This window comes from Methanosarcina sp. DH2 (assembly GCF_020804225.1).
Taxonomy (GTDB): Archaea; Halobacteriota; Methanosarcinia; order Methanosarcinales; family Methanosarcinaceae; genus Methanosarcina.
Genome location: NZ_WJBI01000020.1, coordinates 33894 through 60417, shown reverse-complemented (window position 1 = coordinate 60417; position 26524 = coordinate 33894). Strand labels below are relative to the sequence as shown.

At 39.4% G+C, this 26524-nt stretch carries 14 protein-coding genes and 1 tRNA gene; 1 reads left to right on the top strand and 14 read right to left on the bottom strand.

Annotated features, from left to right (window positions below):
* Window positions 1-126: 126 nt before the first annotated feature.
* The 7 genes from FXV91_RS17620 to FXV91_RS17590 form a co-directional block, all read right to left on the bottom strand.
* Entirely contained in the window at window positions 127-1293 is a 1167-nt protein-coding gene (locus tag FXV91_RS17620) for a hypothetical protein (protein ID WP_229392052.1), read from the bottom strand.
* Window positions 1290-1787 (bottom strand): hypothetical protein, encoded by a 498-nt coding sequence (locus FXV91_RS17615; RefSeq protein ID WP_229392050.1) that lies wholly within the window; start codon window positions 1785-1787, stop codon window positions 1290-1292. The genes FXV91_RS17620 and FXV91_RS17615 overlap by 4 nt, the downstream gene beginning before the upstream one ends.
* The gene (locus FXV91_RS17610) at window positions 1784-2365 is read right to left on the bottom strand and encodes a UPF0175 family protein (protein WP_229392048.1); all 582 of its coding nucleotides are present in this window, start codon (window positions 2363-2365) and stop codon (window positions 1784-1786) included. The genes FXV91_RS17615 and FXV91_RS17610 overlap by 4 nt, the downstream gene beginning before the upstream one ends.
* A 19-nt stretch (window positions 2366-2384) precedes the next feature.
* On the bottom strand, window positions 2385-2561 hold the full coding sequence (locus FXV91_RS17605; RefSeq protein WP_229392046.1) for a hypothetical protein: 177 nt from the start codon (window positions 2559-2561) through the stop codon (window positions 2385-2387).
* A gap of 245 nt (window positions 2562-2806) precedes the next feature.
* A complete protein-coding gene (locus tag FXV91_RS17600; protein ID WP_229392045.1) occupies window positions 2807-6811 on the bottom strand; it encodes a DNA methyltransferase in 4005 nt (1334 codons plus the stop codon).
* Window positions 6808-9738 (bottom strand): helicase-related protein, encoded by a 2931-nt coding sequence (locus tag FXV91_RS17595; protein ID WP_229392044.1) that lies wholly within the window; start codon window positions 9736-9738, stop codon window positions 6808-6810. Before FXV91_RS17595 ends, FXV91_RS17600 begins: the two co-directional genes overlap by 4 nt.
* A gap of 665 nt (window positions 9739-10403) precedes the next feature.
* Complete coding sequence (locus tag FXV91_RS17590; protein ID WP_229392042.1) at window positions 10404-11015, bottom strand: site-specific integrase; 612 nt, start codon at window positions 11013-11015, stop codon at window positions 10404-10406.
* Between the two features lie 241 nt (window positions 11016-11256).
* On the opposite strand from FXV91_RS17590, the gene FXV91_RS17585 reads away from it, so the two are divergent.
* Window positions 11257-11339: transfer RNA gene (locus FXV91_RS17585), tRNA-Leu, on the top strand.
* Between the two features lie 285 nt (window positions 11340-11624).
* Here FXV91_RS17585 and FXV91_RS17580 read toward each other — a convergent pair.
* From FXV91_RS17580 to FXV91_RS17550, 7 genes are all read right to left on the bottom strand, one after another.
* The gene (locus FXV91_RS17580) at window positions 11625-12530 is read right to left on the bottom strand and encodes a hypothetical protein (protein WP_229392040.1); all 906 of its coding nucleotides are present in this window, start codon (window positions 12528-12530) and stop codon (window positions 11625-11627) included.
* Window positions 12531-12542: 12 nt separating this feature from the next.
* Window positions 12543-13118, bottom strand: a complete 576-nt coding sequence (locus FXV91_RS17575) for a CBS domain-containing protein (protein ID WP_229392038.1) — start codon at window positions 13116-13118, stop codon at window positions 12543-12545.
* 15 nt (window positions 13119-13133) lie between these two features.
* Complete coding sequence (locus FXV91_RS17570) at window positions 13134-14471, bottom strand: CHAT domain-containing protein (protein WP_229392031.1); 1338 nt, start codon at window positions 14469-14471, stop codon at window positions 13134-13136.
* A gap of 152 nt (window positions 14472-14623) precedes the next feature.
* Complete coding sequence (locus tag FXV91_RS17565; RefSeq protein ID WP_229392029.1) at window positions 14624-17287, bottom strand: tetratricopeptide repeat protein; 2664 nt, start codon at window positions 17285-17287, stop codon at window positions 14624-14626.
* 10 nt (window positions 17288-17297) lie between these two features.
* A complete protein-coding gene (locus FXV91_RS17560) occupies window positions 17298-19634 on the bottom strand; it encodes a tetratricopeptide repeat protein (protein ID WP_229392068.1) in 2337 nt (778 codons plus the stop codon).
* 49 nt (window positions 19635-19683) lie between these two features.
* Window positions 19684-21477: a tetratricopeptide repeat protein gene (locus tag FXV91_RS17555; RefSeq protein ID WP_229392027.1), complete on the bottom strand. Its 1794-nt coding sequence runs from the start codon at window positions 21475-21477 to the stop codon at window positions 19684-19686.
* Between the two features lie 436 nt (window positions 21478-21913).
* A complete protein-coding gene (locus FXV91_RS17550; protein WP_229392025.1) occupies window positions 21914-24040 on the bottom strand; it encodes a tetratricopeptide repeat protein in 2127 nt (708 codons plus the stop codon).
* Between the last annotated feature and the right edge of the window lie 2484 nt (window positions 24041-26524).

Here is a 26524-nt window from a genome sequence, read left to right as displayed (position 1 = left end):
TGTGAATTATAGACTTTTCCTACACTCTGGCTTTGTGTAAAAAATAAGTTTTTGCCTTGATTTTTTACACAAAGCCCAATTAAGTTATGATATTTATGAATAACCCATAACAAAAACAAATAGTATTCAATGTATTACATTTTTAGAGAGGTCTTTCAAATCAGTATCCTTTACATTCTTTTTTGATTTGTAATAGTCTAATGATTTGTCGGGATTCTCATCTACAATTTGAGTTAACTTATCAGCTTCAATGCATTGCTGTTGCAAATTAACTATTTTTAGATAATTTTGTACTCTACTTTCTACATTTATAAAAAGTTCTTCTTTTTCGATTAATGCATTTTCTGGATAGAAGCTTTCTATATTGTCTTTTATAGTGTCAAAGCGATAGTAACCATAATCTTCTACATTAAGCAACCTATTGACGTTTCTGGTTACATCTTTCATTTCTTTAAGTTTTTCATAGAATGCTTTATCTCTTCTTGGTCCTGCATGAACACCTCCAAGACTGTCCAATCCATAACCAAAACCTAAAAGATCTCTTGCAGAAAGTACCTTTTCATCGTTAATTGCTTTTCCATAGCTTGCATTTACATAATGGAAAAAGTTATTTTCTTCATACCCACGTTTTGCAAGTTCTACCTTCATAGCATTTATTGTATCAGCACGAGATTTTACCATAGTCCCATCAAAATCAATATAGTAGGCATTAATTCCTCTATCTAAGTAAAAATTAATAAGTGCTCTCCCATAAGCAGGTGCTACAGCTGGTATATATCCTAAAATACTTTTTTTATTTCTAACTTCAATACTATTGTAACATGTGTCTAAGTATTCTAAGAAGAAATCAAAATTTTCAGGATCTAATTTTCTAGCTACTTTAGGAATTGAGGGAATGGGGGTGATACTGGAATGTGAATAAGCAAGGTTTGTCAATACTTCAATCTCATATTCTGTAGGATATCTCCATTCTTCTCCTTTATTTTTAAATTCTAATAGGCAAAAATGAGGGCAACCATTTGCTTTATCTTTTTGTTTTCCCAAATCGTTGTTTTTCTTAGATGAATATTTATTATCATTATCTGCTTTGACAAGCGTTTTATCATCAAGTCGTACAAACAATTCTTGTATATCGGATAAATCGCTTGGAAACGTAGTTTCCTTATAGAAATTATTTGTGAGGACTGCTTTTGTTGGTGTTTTAATTGTTTTATCGCCAAGATGAATATTAAAAGACCTCAATTCGGTATCATCTGCAGTTGAATATTGACGAATTTTTGTTTCTTTAGTCATTTTAACAATCCTCTAAGAATATCATCTTTAATCCAAAAAGGTGATTCTTTTATTTTGTAATATAATTTCTCACATTCTGAACTTGTCAATTCACTTAGTTCATTTTTTTGCCATATTAGCATTCCGATTGTACCGTTTATTTTTAGGTCATATACATCTTTCAATTTTCTTGCCTTTTCATCAATAATGCAATGATATGTATGACCATTATTTTTTTTATTTATACCCGCACAAACAACACTAAGTTCCCCCTTATGCATCCAAGGATATCTATCTGAAATCTTGGATAGACAATTTTCATGAACATCATCAAGAATTACAAAATTAGTATGGGATTGAAATAAATCAAAAGTTTCAGGATTCTCTTTGAGTTCTTCATAAACTTGCTTAGTAATTCCAAGTTCATAACCATATTTTTTACATATTTCAAAAGCCTCAGGACATTCCGCTTCCCTTAATAAGCACACAATTGAAGAGGTATCAAATATTTTCATATTTGTGCCTCCTTCAATGTATCAAGAAATGACTCTATATTCATTCCAGCCAAAAATGCAGCTTTTTCTAAGCTAATCAATCCTTTTTTATATATAGAAATTGCATCACTAAGTCTTTTTCTCATAATACGCTTGTATACAGTAGATTCAATGGTGTACTTAGGATATGATGCATAGACAAAAAGAAGAATTTCATCAACAGTTAGTTCTCCCAAAAATCTTTTGAAATCCGCAATTGACTCAAGCTCTTCATCTGAAAAACGCTTTTGAACGATCTTAAGAACGCGGCTACCAGCATCGGTTATTTTGTAATTGTTTTTGTATTCTTTTCTAGCAAGTCCAAGTGATATGAGATCATTTAAACTAACTTCTGCTGCTTCACTATATGGCCCAAAAGAGTGGGGGATAAACTCTGCATCTTCACCAACGTCATCTATGAAATTTCCTATCAAAAACATTTCTTTTTGGAATGCAGTGTTTCCTTCAATAGGACTTTGATTATCTGATTCCAACAGTTCAAGTATTGCAATGTTGAGATAGGATAAATCTTCAGCAATACTATCAAGTGAAAATTTCATAGATTACACATCCTATATGTCATTTAGATTCAACTTTTTTGATTATTATTGGTGTTTCTGCTGTTACTTTCTCATCTGGATCTTTGATATATGGGAATAATATCAATTCAGTGTTTTCATCCCATCCAGTAAGTTGTATGATTTCTTTTGGGATAGATATTTTGAGTTGTGTTCCAGATTTGGTTATTTTAGTCATTTAATATGACTATTTTATGACTTATTTATTAATAATTATTGTGGTAACTATAAGTTAAATTTGATTTTTTACACAGAAGCTATTTTTTACACAAAGCCCTACACTCTTCTATATTATTTAAGTGACTATTTAATTTTTTAATATTTTCTCCTAAATAAGGGATAAATATCCCCATGAAATAACCTAAATAATGACCTCCAATGTTAATTTTGTCTCCACTTTCTGGAAAAGGATTAAAAGTAATTTTACTCCTTTACAATCCCTTCATACTTCTCATAATGCCCCATAATCAAATCCCTCGTCCTGTACGTCCCATACTTCCCCTCATCCTTCTTCCTCACAATCGGAAACGTCCCGAGAATATAATCTAGGTCATCCTTCGAGATCCCATACAAATGCGCATAAACCGCATCCAACTCACACCTCAAATTCAACCGCCGCTCTTCATCCCATTTGAAAGGCTGCGGAATTCCGTCCACAAGCGGGTTTTCTGAGAACCATTCGTTCCACTTTTCAGGGCCTATTTCTTCAAGAACATCTTCAGCAAAGGTTTTGAGATCCCAGGCGGTGTAGGTGAGTTCAACAACGAGAGGAACAACTAAATTAATTATATTTTGTGTGTATCTACCTGGTTCGATTACTGGCAGTTGCTTTATGATGAAAAAGTTCATATTTCGACTTGGGGTTTTCATTCTAGAAGCCCAATCAACAATAAATGTGTTTAAACAGGCAACAAGTAACGACAACTTGGTTGCTTTGTGATCATCTATCAAAATAAGAGGTAATGAGTTTCCACATCCACACAGAGGTAATATCGCTGAGATCATCGTCCTCTCATTTTCTGGATTCGTGATCCCTCTAAAACTTAAAATATATTTTTTTCCATTTAGATGTGATGAAACTTCAGAATATTTTACCCAATAACGTGGGATCACAGAAACTTCTGGATCTTTGTTTGAATCTTTATTTGGAACAGTTTCATTTCCTGAATCTTTTTCGTTGATGTTTGCAAATCGGTGATCAAATTGATAAATCATTTTTCCTTCATATAATGGAAGATATGTTTCTTCATCACTGGTAAAAAGATTTCCTTCCAAAATATATCCATTTTCATTTAAAGAATTTTCCGAATAAAAAAGATGACTATCGTTAGTCATGTGATACATTGTGTCAAATGTAATTCCCCACAGATTATTTTGATTGGATTCATCAATTAGGACGTTGACATTTCTATGAATTCGCTTAATCAATTCAGCGTCCAGAAGGCTCCTTAAAATTGGTATTGTTCGAGTGTTTGGGTTAATTAGAGATAGATCATCATAGCCTAAAGTAAAGTATCTGTTTTTGTTTATTTCGCCTACATTATGCAAAAAAAAGGCAAATTGTGCTTTAGGTATGTACCCTCCAGAAATAGTCAAAAGAGAAAACTTATACTGTCTATGTGTCCCTGGAAATAATCCTTCTTTGTTCTCAAAATCGTATAAGCTAACTAATTGCTCTCTTTTCATCATGTCACTAAAAAAGTCACAATAAGTGAAATCAGTAGCAATTCCCGTTGGAACGATGATGCCTGTTTTTCCACATAGATTTATGATTGACCGTGTTAATTCAGTAAAAACAGCATAAGTGTTGATGTCGCCTTTGCCTGTGAGGGGGAATCGGTCAGACTCGTGAAGAAAAAGGCTTTCGCACTCGCTCATGCGTTTTGCTTTTCTGAAAGCCTGGTTAAGGGCGGGGTCTTTTTCGTAAAGTTTCTGGATGAGTTTTTTACGCTGGGAGGCGTTGCTGGCATTTGCGATTTCGGGGGAGCGGTATTCGAAGAATTCTTTTTCCTGTAGTTTTATTCTCTCCCATGGTGGGTTTCCTAGTACGCAGTCAAATCCTTGGTTTTCTCCACTGAAGACGTCGGGGAATTCGAGGTGCCAGTGGAAGAATTTGTATTCCTGGACAAAAGAGTTGACTTTCTGGACAATTTCGGGGTAGGGGTCCAGGAGGTCATTTGAGGCATAAGCCATGAAAAGGCCGTTTGTTACCACGTCTTCCTTTTCTTCAGTGAGGGGCCAGAAGAAGGCACTTGTCCAGAGGTCAGCGAGGAATTTCAGGCGATTGTATTCTTTGCTGGCGAGGAGAGCTTCATAGTGGGCTCTTTTTTCATTTACCTCGTGTGGTGTCAGTTCTATTTCTTCATCGAGTTTGGCGAACTCTCTGGAACAGACCCTTGCAGTACCTTCCTTTATAAGCCATCCAGTAACGGATTTGTTCTTTTTCTGCTCTCTGTTGATCTTCTTGAAATAAGAAGCAACTTTCTTGTCGTCTCCTTCTACGGGGGTGAAGGCTCCGTCAGGGATTCCCTTTTCCATAAGCTCTGGGGTTACACCCACAAGGGAATTTCCACATTTGATGTGGTGGTCGAGGAAGTTTAAGGGTTTTTCCCGTACGGCTGCATTGATCCAGAGGGAGACTTTGGCAAGTTCCACGGCCATGGGGTTAATATCCACTCCATAGATGCAATGAAGAAGGACGTCACGTCTGGCCTCCTGTTCAACGTCCTTGGCTGGGAGCTCTTCGCCTGATCTTATCTTTGCAAGTTCTCTTCCGAGCTTGTTGCAGGCTGCAATAAGGAAAGCTCCACTTCCGCAGGCAGGGTCGCAGACCTTGATGGAGAGGAGAGCTTTTTCTTTTGCCGAGCGGGTGTCAGCAACTTCGCTCAGGCGGGCTTCCATGATTGGAATAAGTGCACTTTTAATTAATTCCTGGACAAGGCCAGGATTTGTGTAATAGGAGCCCGTGGACTTTCGGTCCGAACCCCTCGGGTCGAGGATGAAACGGTTAGGGGCATATTTCCTGCCCTCGATTTCTTCAGGGGCTGAGGTGATCCTTGGGGCGTAGTCGAGGAGGCTTTCGTAGATCGAACCGAACTCTTCTACGGAAAGGTCCGCGTAGGAGATGGTCTGCCTGACCCCGTCGATTTCCGTAAGGGTCAGAAAACGGACAGCTTCGAGAAACTCGCTGTTTTTGCAGGAGAATTTGCCCACGTAGTTGTCGGCGGAAATGTCGAAGAGCATGCCGTTGTAAGGATAAATATCGAGTTCTTCCACCCCTTCCTTAATCATTTTAAAAGTAACAAGCAGCCCTTCCCAGAGGTCGGTGTGGGAGTCGTGCTGGAAGTTGTTGTCTTCTATGGTCTCAGCTGCAAAGTCCCGAAGGGCTGTGATGCTGTAGTTCTCTAAGTACAGATCATGGCCAGGGGTTCCGTGTCCTCCGATAAGGGCCCTCTGTTCTGCATAGAGGAGAAAGATGATCCTGTAGATTACCCGCAGGATTTCTTCATAATAAGCATGACACTCCTTTTCATCGTCCCTTAACTTCTCTATCAGGTAATTCCTGAGAAAACCGTTCCCAAAAGCCTCGATAGCTCTCACCACGTTTTCCCTCAGGTTCTTGCCTATCGACTCACCTACGGACTGGCTGTGCTTGAAGTATTTCTCAAGGTATATCTCGGTAGTCTCTTGTTCAACTGCAATCTCCTCGCCTTCTTCATTTACCTCAACTTTTTTGGGGGTTTTCTTTGAAGGCACAGGAGCAAAGCGGCTTGCATGGGCAAACCTGTAAAGGGCCTGGAAATCCGAATAAAGGCGGTTGTGAAAAATTGCCTCGATATCAAACTCAACGTATCCTTTTACAGTGGTATGGTGGAAGTCTCGCAGAAGGCGCAGGAACAGGCCATTCGTCAGAAGAGCCCATTTGTCGTCCTCAGTATTCAAAAAACCCTGCAGAGCGTCATGAGCACTCGGTTCTCCACGCACAGGGCGCTCATCAAGTCCCTGGGAAGGAGGAATAATATGTACCACAGGCGGGTTTGGCACATCTGGCTCTTTTCGCCATCCCCTGTGTGAAAAGTTAAACTTCAGGTTTTCGCTGATCTCTCTATGAGCCGAAGTATGCGCGATGTTAAAACCGAGGGCTTCAAGCAGGGGCCTCTGCCAGTAATTGCGGGCATCCTTTGGGTCCATGGACCTCAGTTTTTCTCCGTATGTGTCCCAGCGGCGCTTCAGGCTCTCAAAGGCATCCTTTACTCTGAGCTCGTATTCCTTTTCATCAGGAGCTGTGTCATCTGGATTCCAGGGGACCTTGAAAGTGGAAGGATTGGCATAATCAAAGTTCACCCTTTCCCCATGCATCGAGGAAATCAACTGTGAGGTTATCAAACTCCCCGATACATTGATGTACCCTGAACCATTTGAGTTCACTGTTTCACCTCCATCTTGGGCACAGGTTCATACAACCTTAGCGCTACAAGGTCGCTTGAAGCCCTTTCAATCCTGTCAATCCCTTCCAGCCACCCATTGTTTTCGTGGTCCTGCATAAGCTTCTCTTTGAGGGCAGTTCTTTCCTTCTTTATCTTTTCCACATGCTCGCTAACCGTAGTCTCAAAGGGTTTCTGATACATCTCAGGTTTCATTGCAAGCTCAAGATGCCGCAGGTAATCCTCTTTCGGCCTGCGGTTTGCTGCAGGTTTTGCTCTCATAAGCTCGTATATCTCTTCCTGGGAAAGGGCTTTTCTTTCAACAAGATTACATGCAACAGGGATAATTTCCTCAATTATGCGGACAGATTCAGTGCCCACAGTAAAGCGTACAAGGAAGTAATAGATTGCAGTCACCTTTTCGACCTCCGCAGTACTGATTACTGCAGTCCGCCCGTACTCTTCCTTCTTCGAGTCAAAAACAGAGTTTTTCACGAGCTCAAAAAGACGCCTGATAAATGGATGCCCAACATTCAAATGTTCAACATCACTGTTTTCAATTGCCACTTTCGGATCAAATGTTGCTTTCTCGATAGTATCCCCGTAACCCCCCACTTTAAACAGGTTTGATAACTCAATTTTGAGGCTCTTTTGAAGGTCCCTGTTTTCAGTCACAGTACAGCCAAAGCTCCTCAACCCATTCAGGACAAAGGTCCTGAACTCTTCCTGAGTCCCTATAGAATCCTCGGTTTCCTTCAGGCGCCTCCTGATTTCCGAAAGGTCCACATCAGTCTGCCCATAGAAACTCTCAGCCTTGATGTTCTCCAGAACTTCATTATCAAATGGATTTATTTTTTCATGAGCAGGGACTTTCTCCTCACCTACTCTTGAGACGCCCTCAAACTCAAAAAGTGAGCGCTGGGAAACAGGCAATTTCTCCATGCCGATGTCCTGGATCATGTCCAATACATTGCTGTCGTCCCCAAAAAACGGAGGTGCAAATCCATAATCTTCGCGGATCTGCTTTGCTTTCCTGACCAGCACCCTGAGGATAGTAGCGTCCAGTGTATCATTCATCACCAATGTTCGGATGTACACTTTCCTGGATTTCTGCCCGTACCTATCCACACGCCCGTTTCTCTGTTCGAGGCGGTTAGGGTTCCAGGGAAGTTCGTAATGGATCACCTGGTTTGCCATGTGTTGCAGGTTAATTCCCTCACTAATGCAGTCTGTTGCAATCAGAATCCCCTTCTCAAGGTTCTGGAACTCCACAAGCTTTTCGTTTCGACGAGCATCCGTAAGGTCACCATGGACTGTAAAGACTTCTTCGGGAGAAATTGTAGTCCTTAGCTGTCTTGGAATCTCCCGTTCAAGATACTCCAGCGTATCCTTATATCGGGTAAATATGATGGCTTTCTTCGTTCCGTACACGCCCGAAAGTGCTGTCTTCAAAATCCCGTTCTTTGGATTCGTCAGCCGTTTAAGCTTACTGTCCTTTGCAGCTGTGATCCTGCTGGCAATTTTGACAAGCTCCTCAATATCTTCCTTTTCAGCCTTCAGGGCCTCAAGTGAGCCAAAGGCGGTCTGGTCCATCCTAGTTGAAACTTCTTCATCGCTCAGTTCATCGACAAGTTCTTCATCCAGGGCGCTTGCCTTTGCCTGGGCCACGCTGATGCTTATATCGTCAGAGACTTCTTCCCTGTTTATTTTGTCAACAACACGCCCCAGGCGGTTTTTCAAAGATATCTTCAGGGCATCTGGAGAAGAAAGAGCCCTTTTCTGCAGGTGCATCACAACCCATTGAGCAGTCATGCGTACCTTGTGGCTCCCCCCCTCGGCAAGAGTCAGGATTCCTTTCCCATACCTTTCAAGTTTCTCAATAATTTCCTTTTCTTCCTCATGTGCCAGGTCAATGGCAATTTCATCCTGATCTCTTTCTGGAAACGGATTTTCCTCTTCGGAATGCTCCTGAAACCATTCTTCCACATCTTTTCTTCGCCTCTGGCAGACGTGGTGTTTTGCAATTTCCCTGTCGATTCTGGGTTCATTTGGAGGCCCACTCACGATTCCGCAGTCAAGCATGTCAAGGAGACTTGCGTAAGTATCCGTGTATCCGTTATGGGGAGTTGCAGTCAAAAAAAGGAGATTCTTTATCTGCTTCTGGGCAGCGAGCTCTTTTACGAAATTGTACCTCTCCATTGACACACTCTGCTTTTCAGCAGTTTGGTGAGGTTTTGAGGCTATGTGTGCTTCGTCCACAATCACGAGATCCCAGGGCACCTCTAGAACCTGGTATTTCGTTGGGTCTTTTTTCGTATAGTCTATAGATGCAATCAGGAAGGGATAATGTTTCCACGGACTTGCTCCAGGCGGTAGATTTCTTTCAAGCACCCTTCTGTGAACTGAAGAAATAACCTTCGCGTCGATCTGGAAAAAAGAATGGAGCGCATCACGCCACTGTTCGCACAGGTTTTTTGGACATATTACAAGGATTCGGGACACCAAGTTTCTTGCCATCAACTCAGTAGCAATAAGGCCAGCTTCCACGGTTTTTCCCAGCCCCACGTCATCTGCAATTAGCATTCTGACCCTTTCACTCTTATTCAAAGCCATGACAACAGGCACGAGCTGATAATGCGTGGGAATTACACTGCTTCTCTGAAGGCTCAGAAGGGGAGCTGAACCGTGGAGAATTGAATAACGGAAGGACTGGATGAGTAGCTTGTTTGTAGCAGAATCTCCAATTTTGTCAAGTGAAGGTTCAGGTATATGAGATTCGTTTACGGATTCTAGCGGATAGTAGAATTTTTGCTTTCTAGGTCTTCCCCCATCAATATTTGTTGCTTGGAAGATCTTCTCCCTTTGATCTACAAAATCAATACGCCAGAGTCTGTGGCGCAGATCTACGATATCTCCTGGTTTTATGTCCATTATTAATACCTGCGACAGTACTATCGATTAAATGTGAAGTAGTTGTGATCTCGATGATATATAAAATAATTATATGTAAGATTTGTAAATGTTACAAATCCTAACATATTTTAGATTCTATTTCGTACTACCTATTCCATGATTTAGACTGTGTTTAAAGTTCGTATTAACTTTGGGAATCATCTTCAATTTTTAGGACTGGCACATAGATTATTATCGCCGGAGGATGTCAAAAGAGATAGTGCGAGAGTAATCGCCGCAAACTACCTTCTTAAATGTTCTTTTTATGAAATTTTTGAAAAATTAATAAAACATTTTCCTTCCTCTACTGCTTCTTCTATTGTCCTGAGAGTAAAGGGGAATGTTAGACACGAGTCCACCTAGTGGATATACAAAAGATATGGTATGTATGAAGGGTTTCAGAAAGTGAGTTCATTTCTCAAAACAACTATTCTATGGAAATTCTTTATACTTGTAAAACTGGATTAGACAATGTGATCTTACTCAAGAATTAATTGATCGTAGAGTTTTATCAAGACCAAAATACATGCCATAAGTTTATTTTATTTTTGTATCGGAATCGAAGTCTTTGTCTTTTGGGTACTTATTTTCAGTCAAAAAAAAACCCTAAAATCTTGGAAATGGTTCTGGAAAATTCTGTCTACTTAATCAGTCCTAAGAATTCCCCATTCCATTAACCTTTTTTTGATCTGGTCCATCTCCAAATCCGTAAAGCTTAGTCCCTGGTAATGATAAAGAGATGTCTCGGGATCATGGCCCTGCCTCTGGTAAACTTTAAAAGGCTGTACTCCTGAGCTTAACATCCACGACTCGATGCTCTTTCTGGTGGTTTTAGCTGAGATCCCAAAAGGATTAAAGTCAGTTTTGACAGCCCATCTTTTGAGGTTCTGATTCCAGGTGTCAATATCAGGAGGAGTAGGCCCATTGAAAAATTGGTCGAGAATATAGGGGAGAGTAGAAGGCAGCAAGTCTACTGTCCTTTCCTTTGCTTTCCTCTTTGCCTTCTTCTGTGCCTCTTCATTAAGTCGGATCTGGTTTCTATTCTCAGAATACCACTCCGGATGGCCATGCAGTCTTTGAATTTCGGCATATCTCATACCGGTTATTGTAGATAACTCAAAAAGGGCTTTATGTCTCTTTTTCGGGATTGTTGCCTTAAATATATCATATTCTGCAGGAACAAAGACACGAATTCCATTTACGTAAATGGCTTCTTTGTCCCTGGTAAATCCAGAAACTGGATATTTTTCTTTCACAACATATCATACAGTTGTTTTCCTAAAAGTACTTTATTATTGATTGAATATTGTTCTCTTCAAGGATCATCCGTTGAGATACAGAGCAAAATACAGTAGTTTTATGTGAAAACTACTGCATTTGATCGCATTAACTAATCCGGAGATTTGAAATTATTTCCCATTAACGTAGGAAAAGAATTCTCAAGATATAATCAGGAAGACTAGATAATATTTAGACTAATCAGTAATTTGGCAACAGGCGGGAGTAACCAAGCGGTCAACGGTGAACGACTCAAGATCGTTTCGCGCAGGCGTTCAGGGGTTCGAATCTCTTCTCCCGCACTAAATTTATTAGAATTTTCTGCTTTTGCTTAATTACTCTTATTCTCTTAATTTATTTATTTCCATTTACATTTTATTAAGTTGCGGCAAGAATCCAAATAAATTTACGAACTGTATCCGAAAGTGGAAATGGAAATTTTTGTCTTTTACTTGGAGACCAACAACTTGACATACGGCATAGTTGCAAGTAGTGAACGAGAGTAATTACGGGATCAGTGCCCAAGAATTCACAATACATGCGGTCAAGCTTAATTATATATCAAATTTTTGAGGGAAAGAAGAACTTTAAAATTTCCCCGGAATGTTCCGATAGAGAAATAGACAAATTTCTTCCCATAAATCTTGCTCATCTTTTAGGGTAGTTGGTAGTGAGAAATTCATCTGTCTTAGTAATTCTCTACGGTAAAGGTCAAAAGCTGATTTGATTTGATGAGCATACAATACTGCACTGCCCAATGAACTTTTGTATGCCAGCCAAGCGACTAATAAACCACCACACAGAAATACGAAGATAAACCACCATATGGCTCTGCCTGGAAGTAGTAAAGCGATAAATAGAAAAACGAAACATAGAAGAGCAAAAGAACCACTGAGGAAAGAAATCCTTAGCATAAAATCTAATGAACCTCTAGCCTCGGCAATAGTCTGTATAAAGCTTCCAGGTAAAATGTGATATAAACGAGGCCAGATTAGAACGGCATCAATATTATAACGATCATAAGGGTATAGCTCTGAATTTTTCAGTATATTGCCCAGTAATGTTGGCATTACCTGTTCAGGTTGGGTAGGCAGAGGATAAAAAAGATATATATCTTCGTAACGATTTTTATTTTGAGTCATTTCTACACTTATTTTTTTTAACTTCCTTTTGTGTTTTTTTATTCCTCTATCTCCTAATTTTTTACTCATTGGAAATTTCCAGTAGCCCTCATAAAAGCGTAGGATTGCAACCGATTGGCTTGATAAGATGCTTGCGAAGAAGGTCACCCATGCTATGAAACCTACTATCTGGAAAGACTTTAGAATACCGTCTTGTCCATTCCATATGTTCACAGCTACAGATAGATTTCCTGATCCTATGATGAGGACGGTTATTAATAATCCCCAAAAAATTAGACTTGGAAATAGAGCTGTCATGATAAAACGGTTGCCTGTAGTGCTGGTTACTTCTTCGAGGACATCACTGAACATGCAATCATTCCTTTAGGGTAATAACAATTTGTGAGAAGGTTTGTCTGGGTTCTGACAGAAAGGCAAATTGTTCCTATCAAGAAAATCGAGTGAATTATTAAAACCACATTCTAGACATATTACGCTGCCACGTGGTAGTTGGTGAATTCCTCCTAGCACTGAGTCATTCGAATTTCCGAATAGATTCCAATCCATCTCATTTGATGGTATCTCATACCCACTACACAGAAATTCTTTAACATTCTCAGCTGGTAACACTCCAACTATCTCTTCATCTCTCAAAACCACAGCGCCACTTGCACCCCCAATGTCAAACAATGTCGCTACTTTAAAAAATTCCTTAATTTCGACTTCACTACCTACAGTAACCATTAAGGGTATATTTGCTAAAAGATTTTTCAGCGATGGTATTTTACGTTTTGTAGCCTGCTCCAGATCTTCGACTAGTACTAATGCAATCGGTGTATCATTGCTATCAACAACTACTCCATAGTTGTTATCCTTCAGTTGAGATCTGGCCTCTGCAGGAGTTAAAGTCTCGGATAGTTTAACAAAATCTTTTGTCATATGCTCCTTAACTAAATACACATTTGACCACCTTTATCATTTCCAATATCCCACCAGAATGAAAGATGCCCAATGATATGGGCGAGAAAACATATTAATCTCATAGTTAATAGGCTTTGGTCTGTTCATAGCAAGACTACAAGCAGATATCATATTCTTGAGATATTTATACTCTTTACTATTAGGATTTAAGCCATGACATAGCTTGGTGTAACCATTCAATGCTTCTTCAAAATCTCTAGCATTGTACTGCATATCCGCAATATTTCGATCTAATAATCTTTGAGCATTAAGAGCATCAGGGCCAATGAGATTCCCTTTTGCTTCTTTGCAGTAAGCAATTACGTCTTCAGCAGTTAACCTCATCAACTCAATTTGCGCTTTTTGTAATGCTTCAGCTTTGTTCGCTTCAGTTAACGCCTGGTAGAACTTACGCATGAGAATGCTTGTAGAAATCTCGTCTACAGACCAGAGGCTGACAACTACAGATGGTGTACCGGCATATATGAGAGATCTGGTAAGACCAATCAACTCATCTCCAGGCTTACGATCATTAATTCCGCTTTCGCATGTACTTATTGTCACAAGATCGGCATGCATTTCCATACCAAATATTTCCTCAGCAGTCAAGTTCCATCTTCCTTCGTTTTCCACACTTGAATTTTTATCTATATCTTGCTCAGGCGCAAGTACTATGCAGGATTTGAGAGGCTCGTAAGGATCAAACTTACCGTGGCAGGAGAAATGCAATATATCGATATCACTACCTTCTTTCTCCAACTTTTCTTTAACCAGCGACTTAGTGGCTTGCCCGTTAAGATAAGGCTTTGTGTAAAAGAGCTCGGCAACTGCTTGGGCTTGCTCTCTTGCATGAATGAGGTCATTGCGAGAATCCCCAAGCACCAGCGCTTTCTCAAGTCTGCCTTTGCTTTTCGCTTGGCAATATTTCATTACTGAAGCGCTGGGAGTATAGCAAACTGGGTTGCGTTCGATAAGATAGCGCCCCTCGGCTTTGATTGCATGCAAAGGTACATAATGGAGCATGTCATGAGGCACAAACCAGATGATATCACCCTCATTCGTCATCAAATCGCCTTTAGTTGAAAGTGACATTAGAGGAGCGACAAAAGGTTCAAAAAAGTTCTGGAAGGCATTTTCATCCAGACTTTTCACTTTCTGACCAGTCGTTTTTACGACATTCCCCTCCTTATTAATCTGTTTGCTGAAATGTTCGTTGACAAATTGTCTTATTTCTTTTAACTGCTTTTTAATTTCAACCACATGTGGCTCATCAAAATCCTCTCGGATGATGAACAGTAAAGTCATGTCATCAGTGGTATAGTATTCAGCCAAAACAACACGTTTAATTGACATGATTTCTCACCTGCTAAGCTGTATCTTCGCTTATTTACTTCTAAAAACTTTCAACTATCACATTGATAGAAAACAGTATAATGATGTTATTCTTGTCCAGTTCACAACGTTATTATTTGAGTGAGAAGACAAAATAATGCCTTCATTGTACTTCACACATCTATTTGTTTTGTGTACTTCAATAAATTTTTCACTTCGTAGAATTTTGCAGCCACACCACGCCGTAAAGCAACATAATCTGGCGCATTTGTGTCCATTCTCTCCAGTACGATATCTAGGGCTTTCTGTGCAACTTCTATTTTATTAGCCAGACGAGTCGCTTCATTTGCAGAAGCATTTCGCAGTGCTAGGTTTAAACGACGTAACTCCGTAAGCCACTGGGCTTCTTCATTAAGAAGTGAAATATCTATTGAAGATTGAGGAGAAAACGAAGTCTGGGCAAGTTGTTCGACTAGAGTACGTGAGCGGGCTTTTTCAATCGTTGTCCAAGCATCTCGCCAGTTTGCCTGTGCCAGGTATAATGCCATCAGTCCATTATAAGCATCCAGTGCCTGTCCAAAAAATCCTATGCGATGTGACTCTTCGACTAGCATACCTAGTGTCCTTTCAAGGAGTTCAATAGCATTTTTATAACATATCTGGCCACTTTTAGTATCTTCCAGATCTAAAGCATAAATATGACCAAGGTTTGTTTGACCTGTCATTTCGGCATCGCTAAAGGAAATTTTGTATGCCAGAGTGATAGCCTTTTGAACATACTCTTTGGCTTTCTGAAGGTAAACAGCGCGCTGATCTTCACGGAACTGTTTTCGAGCAAGAGAGCGATGGACTTGCCCTAAGTTGTTCAGCCATATGCACTCATTTCTACGATCACCAATTTGTCGAGAACCTTCAAGTGCTTTCTCGTAAGTGCTAATGGCCTGGTTATAATTGCCCTGAACATAGTAAACATTAGCCAGGCCACCAAATGTGCTAGCTATTATTTGCCTGTCTCCTAACTTTTGAGCTAAAGCTTGACTCCTCTGATAGAATTCAGCTGCCTGATTGTAGTCTTCCTGAGAAAAATATGTACTACCGAGGCTGCCAAGTATGGTCAACTCACCTTCTTCATCTTCAGTCTCTTGTGCGATTCTCAAAGCTTCTTTTTGCAATAATACAGCTTGTTTGTAATCGCCGAGTGCCACATAGACCAAGCCCAAGTTATTCAATCGCAAGACCTCATTCCATCTGTCATCTAATTCACATGTTATAGCCAGTGCTTCTTGAAGGTTGGCAATAGCAAGACGGTACTGCCCTATATCACGTTGAAGCAAGCCAAGGATTGCAAGTTGATGGGCTTCAGCTATACGATCATTTCGCTGGCGAATAATTTTGAGAGATTTTTCCGTAAAGTCAACTGCTTTTTGGTAATAGCCCAGATTACGGTAGGCGAGACCCAGGTTACCTAGCCACGTTTGTTCATTTCGCTGGTCACCTAGTTCCTGTGCAATAGCTAGTGCCTGCTCGTAAGATTCGATAGCTTCTGGATAGTCATGGAATTCTTGATATAAAATGCCCAGATTACCCAGGTGAACTCCTACCCGCGGCCGATCACTGATTTCTTGTGCAATTGCTAATGCTTTCTGCAGGAAAGCAATTCCGCGCTCAAGATCATGCAACTTACCATAAATCAACCCTATATGTCCAAGACAGTTGTTCTCCTGTTGTTTATCCCCAATTTCTTGAACAAGGCTTAATGCCTGTTCAAATAATGACAAAGACTGACGATATTCATTGAGATCATCATGCACTAAGCCCAATCCAATCAGCCATATTACCTCATGGGGTCGATCCCTTACCTGGCGAGCAATAGCTAAACCACGCTCCAGATAACCAATAGCTTTTGGGTAATCTCCTAAATCATTGAAAGCATTGCCCAAACTTCCCAGCCATACCCCCTCCATGCGGCGATCTCCTGTCTCCATAGACATAGTCAAGGCTTGCTGGTAGAATTCGACTGCCTGGCGTACATTACCCTGTCGGTGGTGAACGGTACCGATACCTCCAAGGCAACGACCTTCTAATCGTCGCTCACCAGTGTCATGGGCAACAACAAGCCCTTCTTGGTATAGCTCCAAGGCTTTTTGATACTTACCGAGCTCAATATGTTCATAAGCTAAATCGTTCAAGCGCCGACCCACTTGGATATTATCATCAAGCTTGCGTGCAAGCTCTAATGCTTGCATATAAAAGGAGATTGCTTTCCCGTGATCTCCTATTGCACTGTAAGCTGTACCCAGGTTGCCCAGCCACAATCCTTCATTAACATCGTCTCCAACTTCATGGAATAGAGCTAAGGCAGCCTTATGGTAATCAAGTGCTCGATCCACCCTACCCAGTTCGAAGTACACATTTCCAAGATTGCCCACAGCTAAACCTTCATTCTGTAAATTATTGGCTTGCCGGAAATAGTCTCTTGATTTTTCGAGGATCGCTATGGCGTCTTTAAGTTGCCCCAGTTTCCGATGAGCTAGCGCCAAAGTCAACCCACAATATCCTGAAAACTCAGTCTGATTACTAATTCGCGCCAATTCGTAATTTATACGGCCCAAAGCAAGTGCTATGTCAGAGTACTTATCCAATAGTGTTCTAGTGGCAGCATCCAGTGCTATTACCTGATTAAGTGTCAAATTCTCTCCCACTGTGGAATTATATAATTCGCCAATAGTTTCGTCCAGTGTAAGCAAACCCGATGCCATCTGTTTTGCTAGATGCCAAAAAAGATCAGCCGTTTCTTGGGGAACATAAGCGTTCAAAGGATTTGTCTTCGATTCCATATCATCCCTCTTACAACAGAGGCTGAAGCAGTACTCTTATATTTTCCCAATTGACGGGCTCTCCACGCCTAAGGGTCACGTACTCAGTTGCAGCAGGATCAGTAGCCATTCTATCCCAGAGAACATGCACTCTTTTATTCAAATCAACTACTTGGTTCTGAGATGAAGCATTTTTTAGATCCTTCATCAGCTCCTTTTCGCTATCAATAAGTGTAGTGTCTGTCAGAATAGGAGAGCGCAGAGGCGTAAGTGACAAAGCATCAAGAAAAACTCGCCCCTTGAGTCTTTCCAGCCAGTTGAATGCGCTCTTTGTGTTCTTCAAATACAGGAAATGCATTTGTATAGCAAATGCGTAAACCTTTTCCTCATCGTTCACCAGTCCAAGTCGAGCGTTTTCCCTTGCAATAAGATCTACCTCAATGAAACGACCTCTCACCATCTCAATGTCAACTGCGGCTTCTTCCAGCCTTTCAGCAGCATTCTGCCAGTATGCTTGCTGTTCATCGCTATTAATAGCCAACAGACTGCGCCGGAAGGCAGTGTGAGCGGAGTAGAAACGGACTTTCCAGGTCATCTCAAGCATACCAGCTTCTTTGAAGTAGTTCAGAGCTCGTTCCTGACAGCGTTCAGCCTCGGCGTAGAGATCAGGAGCTCCTCTGCCTCCAAGGTCGTGACAGAGCAAACCCAATAAGACGTCAGTAGTAGCGGTTTGCATAGCCAGGCCAATGGCTGCGTAACCATTACGGGCCTGCTCCAGATATTGCAGGGCATCTAAAAAATGTCCACATGTGACAGCAGTCTGTCCAAGCAACTGGTGTATGCTGGCAATAGCTGCAGTAGCTTGCTGATCCCCAATTTCTCTTAGCAGGACAATTGCCTGCATGTAGAGAGATGTTGCTTCTTTGTAAGCTAAATCAGGGATGGGAAGACCGCCTGGAAGATAATGCTGCATAACCGTGGCTTGGGCAATACACTGCAGTTTTTCCGCCTGGCCATGTCGGTTATTTATGGATTTATCCACAGCCAGACCATCTTTCCAGGTTTCGATAGCGACTGCCCAGTCACCATTGCTTGCCTGGATGTTACCCAGAATATAATATGCTAATGATAGGCGTTCATTTGGGCCAGATAATCTCAGAGTTTCAATAGCTGCTCTGCAAGTTACTTCTGCCCTGTCGTGCAGGTTCATCGAAATATAAGCATTAGCTAGAGCCAGATTCAACATTGTCCGCACAGCAGAGAACGCAGCAATGGTTCCGGTCTTTTCATAAGCACCAAGAGCGCGAGCATAGTCGCCGGTTCGATAGAAATAGTCGCCTATGCCCATGTAAGCAGTAGCCTGTCCCAAGGGAAAGCACATTTTTTCAGCAACTTTTACTGCTTGTTGATGGCAATGTAACGCCTCGGCCGTCCTCCCTTGCTGCAAATAACATGTGCCAAGGGAACTTAGCGCGCTGTTTATGCCAGCCAGATTATCTTCCTGACTGTAGATATTTAGTGCTTGATTCAGGACATTAATGCCGTCGAAGCCTGTATTGACAAGGCTACGTCCTAAGCTTAATAAGACATCTGCTGGACCAAGAGCATGTTCAGTCGCATTGTACAGGGCCAGTGAGTACTTGTATGGAGTATTTTCTACTCTAATTTCCTGTTCTACTGCTCGCCGGGCAAGCATGTCTTCAAAGTCCAACTCAGCTGTATGTAATGCTGCTTCAGCCTGGAGTACATTATTCCCGGTTACCAATGCCTGAATTTGCACTTCCTGTAAAATTTTCCTGGCAGTATCTCGATCTTTTTTAATACCCATCAGGTAGAATTGACCCTGCTTGATCATGGCACTCAATGACTCTAAAAAATCACCGTGATCCCGGTAGGCTTCGGCTGCCCTGGCGGATAGAACACGAGCCTCCGTCAAACTGGATGGGGGTGCCAAACTCCATTCACTTGCTATGGCTTTTGCACGAGCCATCAGGTCATTAGCTACTGCAATGAGGTGTAGGCTATCTGGCTGTGATTTGGCCCATGATATTGCATCCTCACACTCAACCAGGGCAGCAGTTGGATTTCCTGCCAGATAAATTTGAAGAAAACCATGCCACAAACGTAATTCCCGTATACCCTCGCTATCTGACAATGATGTTTCAAGTGACAAACTGCAAGTAGCATCAGCATCGCAAAATTTTCCCTGAGAAAATAGACAACGAACCATAAGTAAGCGTGCCTGTAGAGTCAAAGCAGGTGATTCTGCAGCTCTCTGTGCCAGACTTATTGCCTTAGACAGTTGACCGAGATAAAACAAGCGCTGAGCTTCGATCAGCGAATTTTGTAGATCATGAGTAGAATTCATATTAATCACTTTCTTCCACCCAATTACCTCTCTTATACTCACTTGCAATTCATGTTAGTCGCAGACATTTTTGTATATCCTCCCACAAAGCCGGCTCTCCATACCTTAGTGCTACATATTCAGGGTTGAAGAGCTTTATTTCCATCCAAATACCACGAAGTGTAATTTCTATTGATTCATATTCCTTCACTGCAACTAACCTATTTGATTCGCTAGCTGTTGATATGGCAGATGCGGTTTGGCGTAATCGAGTCAATAATTGAGTTTCTCGATCAATGAGTTCCTTTGGAATTTGATATGGCCTTGAGATATCGCTTAATCGCAAGCGTCTCAAAAATTCCCGGGCTTTTGCCCGCTCTTCCCATATCAGCGCCTGTGTGGGATTACTGAGACCACGGACGTAAAGTCTTACAAGCCGGTCATATGCTTCTAAATGAGGTTCATCGAAGTAACTCACTGCTTCCTCTTCCAGTAAAAGCCTATGTCGTACCGATTCCAATGCATCTACAGCAGCTACATAGTTATTAGCAGCGTCATTTAATCGACTAGCTAAATATACACCTCGCTCATCGTTTTCTGCCATCACAACTAATTCGTCAGCTCTAATATCATTAATTGTCAGGAATTCCCTATCGATATCATAGTTGAGTTTCAAAAAAAGAGAATTATTTTCAGAGGAAATCTTTATAGTATTCCCATTATTGATCTTTTCAATCTTTGAAGTTTTTACCCAACTAGCTCTAAATTTTTGTATTAGAAGTTCTATTAGCCTTTCGTTATCGTTTCCTGGAACATTATTCCAGTTAAATAAATATCCTCCTAACATGTGAATGTCGCCAAGGTTAAAATGTACATTATGTATTTCATGTGGATCTCCTATCTCTCGAGCCAGTCTCAGTGCATTGGCCAAGTATCTTTCAGCTTCATTGAATTGTCCGGCGTCTCTTACCAGGATCCCCAGGTCACTATAAGTCCACACCTGCCCTAGACGATCTCCTATTTCTTCTTGTAGATTAAGCGCATGTTCATGCATTTGCCGGGATTGCTCTAGATCTCCGGTTAGTTGATATATAGCTGCCAGCGAAGAAAGGTCTGCTATCACACCCCCTTTTGAACCGATTTCCAAGTTGATCTCCAATGACTGCCTGTAGTAGTTCAGTGCAATTTGAAATTTCTGCTGATTGTCGTATAGTTGTCCAAGATTATGCAGCGTCATGGCTTCATTCTCAAGATCACTAGCCTCACGATATGCTTTCAGAGCTTCCAGGTAGTATTGACGAGCACATTTAATATTATGCAACTTCTCCGATGTGAGACCCAACCCAATCAAGGCATGTGCTTTGACGCTTGGTTCTATATAATCTGCCAGCAGTGCGAGGGCACGCTCAAAACTGGCATGTGCCATTGTAAGTTGGCTCTGATCCTTGTAGTCCAGTCCCATGTCGATAAGTATCTTTGCCATGCCAAGACCGTCGTTTATGGCTTCAAAAACTGTAAAGGCAGCTGTATGATGCTGTATGGCTGCATCCAGATTACCTAACTCTCTCTCGATGAAACCTTCATTTCTAAGAGCTTCAGCCAATTCAGCCTGAGCCCCAGCGCGTCTCAAAAGATCAACAGCTTTTATTATAGTATCCAGTGAGGCATTAGTTTGGCCAGCATGCTTCTGAGCCAGCGCCAGATTATTGAGAATAGCACCTTGTGCGAGTATCTTCCCCAAAGATTCGGCAAGCATACTTGCCTGCGCTAAAAGAGCGATTCCACGCTCAAAATCTCCAGCGGCAAGATAGTTTTCGGCTTCTTCATAAAGCATCTCATAATCTTTCGAAGTTGCCTGTGACATTGTTGGCTCACTTCCTGATAACAGTTTATGCCATATTCTACATATTATAATTATTCGCAGTCATTTGTAAAATGTTATAGTATAGTGTCAAGTTAAAAGGTGAAATAAATAACAATTCGATTATAAAGTCAAGTTGATTTTTATTTATTAAAACTTGCGGAATTCATTTTATAGTAAAAACAACTCGTCACTCAAAGAAAGATTTAAATGAGTTGATTTTGAGTATTGAATTAACTTCTTCATCAAGGTTGTACGAAACACTTGATGAGCAGTGAGAATGTAACAATTGTTGAGCAGATTACAATTGCCACTATGATGATAAATTATCAGTGCCTATATGAAATACTATAAAGTTGACTTTTTACATTTCCAGAAAAATAAAAACTATGAATAAGCTATAGGCTCAATAATATTAAAAATATAGATTTGCCTAAGTTCATGTTTTCAAAAGTTCTATTATTCCATCAATTTTGAGATGCTTGCCTTTTCTTAAATCTACATATCCAGGTGCAAAATCAGCTACTTTATTATAGAGTTCAGTGAGTTCAGACTGTAATTTCATAATTTGTTTAGAAATGGACATTAATTCTTGGTTATTTACTGTTTTCATCTGTCGATTTAGATTTCTTATTTGTTTAACAAGTTTTAATTCATCTGATTTCAGGTTTTCTGGTACTTCTTGTGGTATTTCAATCTCTACAAAACGAAGTAAATCGAGCAATGCACGTGATTTAGATTTCTCTATATACTCCAATGCTTCGCTTACTTTGTTCATTTTTGCATATAGGAGAGAAACCAGTTCGGTATATGGTATGCCTTTGTCCCACATTATATCCATTTTAATCTCTTCGATTGAACATTGACTTCTAATGGACTCGATGGATTCTATGGATTGTTTGTAATTGATATAAGCGCTATCGCAGTTATCCAGTTTCTCATAACACCTTCCAATTGATGCATAAATTCTAAACAGTAAGTCTAAGTTTGAAGAATTTAATATATAGTCTTCCAGTGCCTTTAGATAAAAGTCTATAGCGGCTGAGTAGTTTTCCTGTCTATATAATAAATCACCACAATTATTGAGGGTCATTCCAACGTATGATTGGTACAATACATTTTTGGGATCTCTACGAAGTAAATTTTCGTAAATTTGAAGCGCTTTTTTGTACCTCTGGTTTGCTTCTTTGAGACAACCCATATCAGAAAGCAAGATACCAAGATTGTTGAGTGTCGTGCCAATGTACAATTGGTACGCTATATTTTTGGGGTCTGTATTGAGTAATTTTTCCCTTATTTCAAGCGCTTTTTCATATTTCTCTTTCGCTTCTTCGATCCAACCCATGTTAGAGAGCAAGAAGCCGAAATTATTGAGAATCATTGCTATGTCTAATTGGTACAATATATTTTCTGAGTCTGTTTGGAGTAAGTCTTCCCTCATTTCAAGAGCTTTTTCGTACCTTTCTTTTGCTTCATCGAGACGACCAATGTTTTTTAGTAGGTTCCCGAGATTGTTAAGCAACGTTGATATACTTGATTGATACCATACATTTTCAGGATCTGTTTGGAGTAAGTTTTCGTTAATCTCAAGAGCTTTTTCGTATCTTTGTTGTGCTTCTTCAAGCCTACCCATATCAGAAAGTAAGGTACCGAGATTGTTGAGTGTCGTTCCCACGTATGATTGGTACAATTCGTTTTCTGAATCTCTACTAAGTAAGTATTCATAAATCTCAAGAGCTTTTTCGTATCTTTGTTTTGCTTCTTCAAGCCTACCCATATCAGAAAGCAAGAGGCTTAGGTTGTTGAATGTCATTGCTACATCGGACAGGTACATTACATTTTCGGGGTATGTATTAAGCAATTTCCTGTAAATGCCAAGCGCTTTTTCATATTTTTGTTTTGATTTTTTGAGACGACCCATATCAGAAAGCAAAGCACCAAGGTTATTGAATATCTTTCCAACTTCTGATTGATACTCTATATTTTCTGGATATGTTTTGAGCAATTTCCCATAAATTGAAAGTGCTTTTTCGTATCTTTGTTTTGCTTCTTTGAGTCTACCCATGTCTTTAAGCAGGTTTCCCAGGTTATTGAGTGTCCCTCCAACACTTGATTGGTACTCTAAGTTTTCTAGATCGGTTTGGAGTAAGTTTTCATAAATTTCGAGAGCTTTTTCGTATTTTTGTTTTGCTTCTTCGTGTCTACCCATAGTCCAGAGCAAGGCACCAAGATTGTTAAAAATAGTTCCTATGTGAGATTTGTATAATACGTTTTTAGGATCTATTTGGAGGAGATTTTGAGAGATTAAAAAGGATAGTTCATAGAAATTTTGTGCTTGAGAAAAAAGTCCCTTACTTTGTACGAAATATCCAATACTGAAAACATAGTGTAATTTTATCTGGAGATTTTCTTTAAAAAATTCGTGTTCCTGATTCTTTAAGAGTAGATTTGTGATTTCTTCGGTTTTTTCAAGTTCTTTTAAAATATCAACCGACTTCTCTGTTTGAATTATGGAAAAGGTCTTTTGGAAGCAATCCTCTGCTGAATCTCTCAAAATTTCAGACATAGAAAAAGAATGAATTAAGAAAGCTTAAATTTTATGTTTTTATTAATCACTTCCAATTCCCAATCAAAAAAAAATGTGCTAACAAATAAAGATTCGATTGCTTGCCTAAATGAATAAACTCTATCTAAGTTTTTTAGAGAGCTTTATCTATACTCAGCTTATGTATAAAAATTTCCATAAAATCTAAAGTTGAATTTGCCCTTACTACAATTTGGCGTTTAACTTGAAGATTACATGGTACTAGTTCAATGTCACTATATTTCTGTTTTTTACCGTAAATGACATTGATTTCCTTCTTTTCATGATCGGATCCGAGTCAAAACTAAATTCGGTACAGTTTACATTTGTTGCTGCCTTACCGAAAAAGGTTTCAGTACTTAACATTAAAAATTTTAGTAAATCAAAACAAAAATCAATATTTTATGACTGCACAGCAAAGCTAGAGGAGAAACACTCAAGATATAATCAGGAAGAATAGATGATATTTAGACTAGTCAGGTAATTATAAAACAGGCAGGAGTAACAAAGTGGTCAACTGTGTTCGACTCAAAATCCTATCGCACAGGTGTTTATAAGTTCAAATTCCTTCTCCCATATTAATCTCATTCTCAACTCTTTTTTTCGTTCAATTAAGATTTCTGTTATAGTTTCTCAGTACTATTTGTTTTCTATATGAGTTGCTGTACTTAAAGAGGCAGGTCATAAGGAAAATTTACCAATTGGAATCCGACAGACTGAGTATTTGGAGCTTAGACTTTCATAAAAGAGGTTAGAATGAATGAGGAAGTATATTCTATTACAAAGTAGGTATCCTCAAAAATTCCATTAAAATGGTATCAGATTGTTTAAATAACGGTGTTTATCTGTAAAACAGTCAATTCTAAAGACTAGGGGTTTTACGCTTCATAATATAAAGAGATCAGAAAAGGTAAGAAAAGTGTGGCTTGAGAAGGAGAAAATAAGAGAGATACCATATAGAGCCATGACTGCCCGTATAAAAACTCTATGAAGCGGACCAGAACAAGAAATTATGACAAAACAAGATAGAATAATACAGATAAAGATAGACGATATAAATAATGACTTAAAAAAAGTAACGCTATAATAATACAAAATGCCTAAAATTGGGTGATTTGATAGAGTCGTCACAGAGCTATCACAAATTTATCACAAATTTATCACACATTTGTCATTTGCCAAAAATGAGTGTTTTTTAGAGTTATCACATTATTACATGTGATAAAAGAATAATAAGAGATTAGTGATAAAATAAGCAACATAATTTATAAGATAAGTTGAAAATAAATTTTCAAAAAATTAAATTTTATCACATATTCAGTGCATTTTTACCCTATGTGATAACTGAAAAAATTTATACTCAACATTTTTTAACAATTTGATACTATGAATTTTAGAAGAGAAAAGTTATCATTAAAGGTTTATACAGAATACTAGACAATTTTTACTTTACATGACAAATTCATTTATCACATCTAAAATGTGATAGTGTGATAACGTGATAGCCGTCCGAAGATCTATAGATATTTTTTTTTCTTCTTAAAATCTTCTTTTTTTATATAGCATCCACTAGCCGAATAACCCCTCTTTCTTTAGATATTCCATATGAAATGTAGGCTATTTAAAGGTAACGGTATGAAAACCCCCCAAAAAATCCCCGTATATCTTCGGAGGGCTATCACATTTATCACATTTAGAATGTTCTGTGATTTGAGTAAAAATTAACACTTTATTTCTTATTAGTATGATCATGAAAAATAATATTTTCCCCTCTTTTTCTAAATAATTTCCTGATGAATATGAAAATCCTATGAAAATTTGATATTTCTAAAATGAGTAACTCATATCATGCAATAAAAGATACAATTACATTGTGATTTGTTCTCTATAAAAGGATTGGTTTGAAGAAAAAGGGTAAAAATAGTATTTTTTCTCATTTTGGATAAAACATACACTCCTGCAAGTGATATATTTACCTTTAAATGGAGTTTTACACAGAGTGTCTGCTGTTAGAAACGATATGTTTTTATCTTCGAATACATATTATGTTTTGGGAAAATTAACAAGCTGAAGGTTTTTCCTTCTGCTTAAATATTCTCATTTTTTAAGTTTTGAGAACATTTTTCGGAAAACAAACACAGTTCTTCCCTCAATCCTTTTACGGTCAATAAAAGGATGCGGGGAAGAACAAAAACGGATCAACGTTCTTCTTTTTTCTCGCGAACATATAGGTCAATTGAAGACTTTAAGCGGATTGTAGACGCATATCCCTAGATATTCTGCCAGGTCAGTACAATTTCATGGACAAAATCATCAGGCAGGAACTGAAGGACTTAAATATGCAGCTTCGAAGGATCTTGGAGTAATTATCATGGAACCCTGGCTCGGAGGTTATCTGCCAGCTCAATACCTCTAGCAGGGAAGATATCTAGAAAGAAGTGGAGATGGAAGGCACACCTGTAGAAT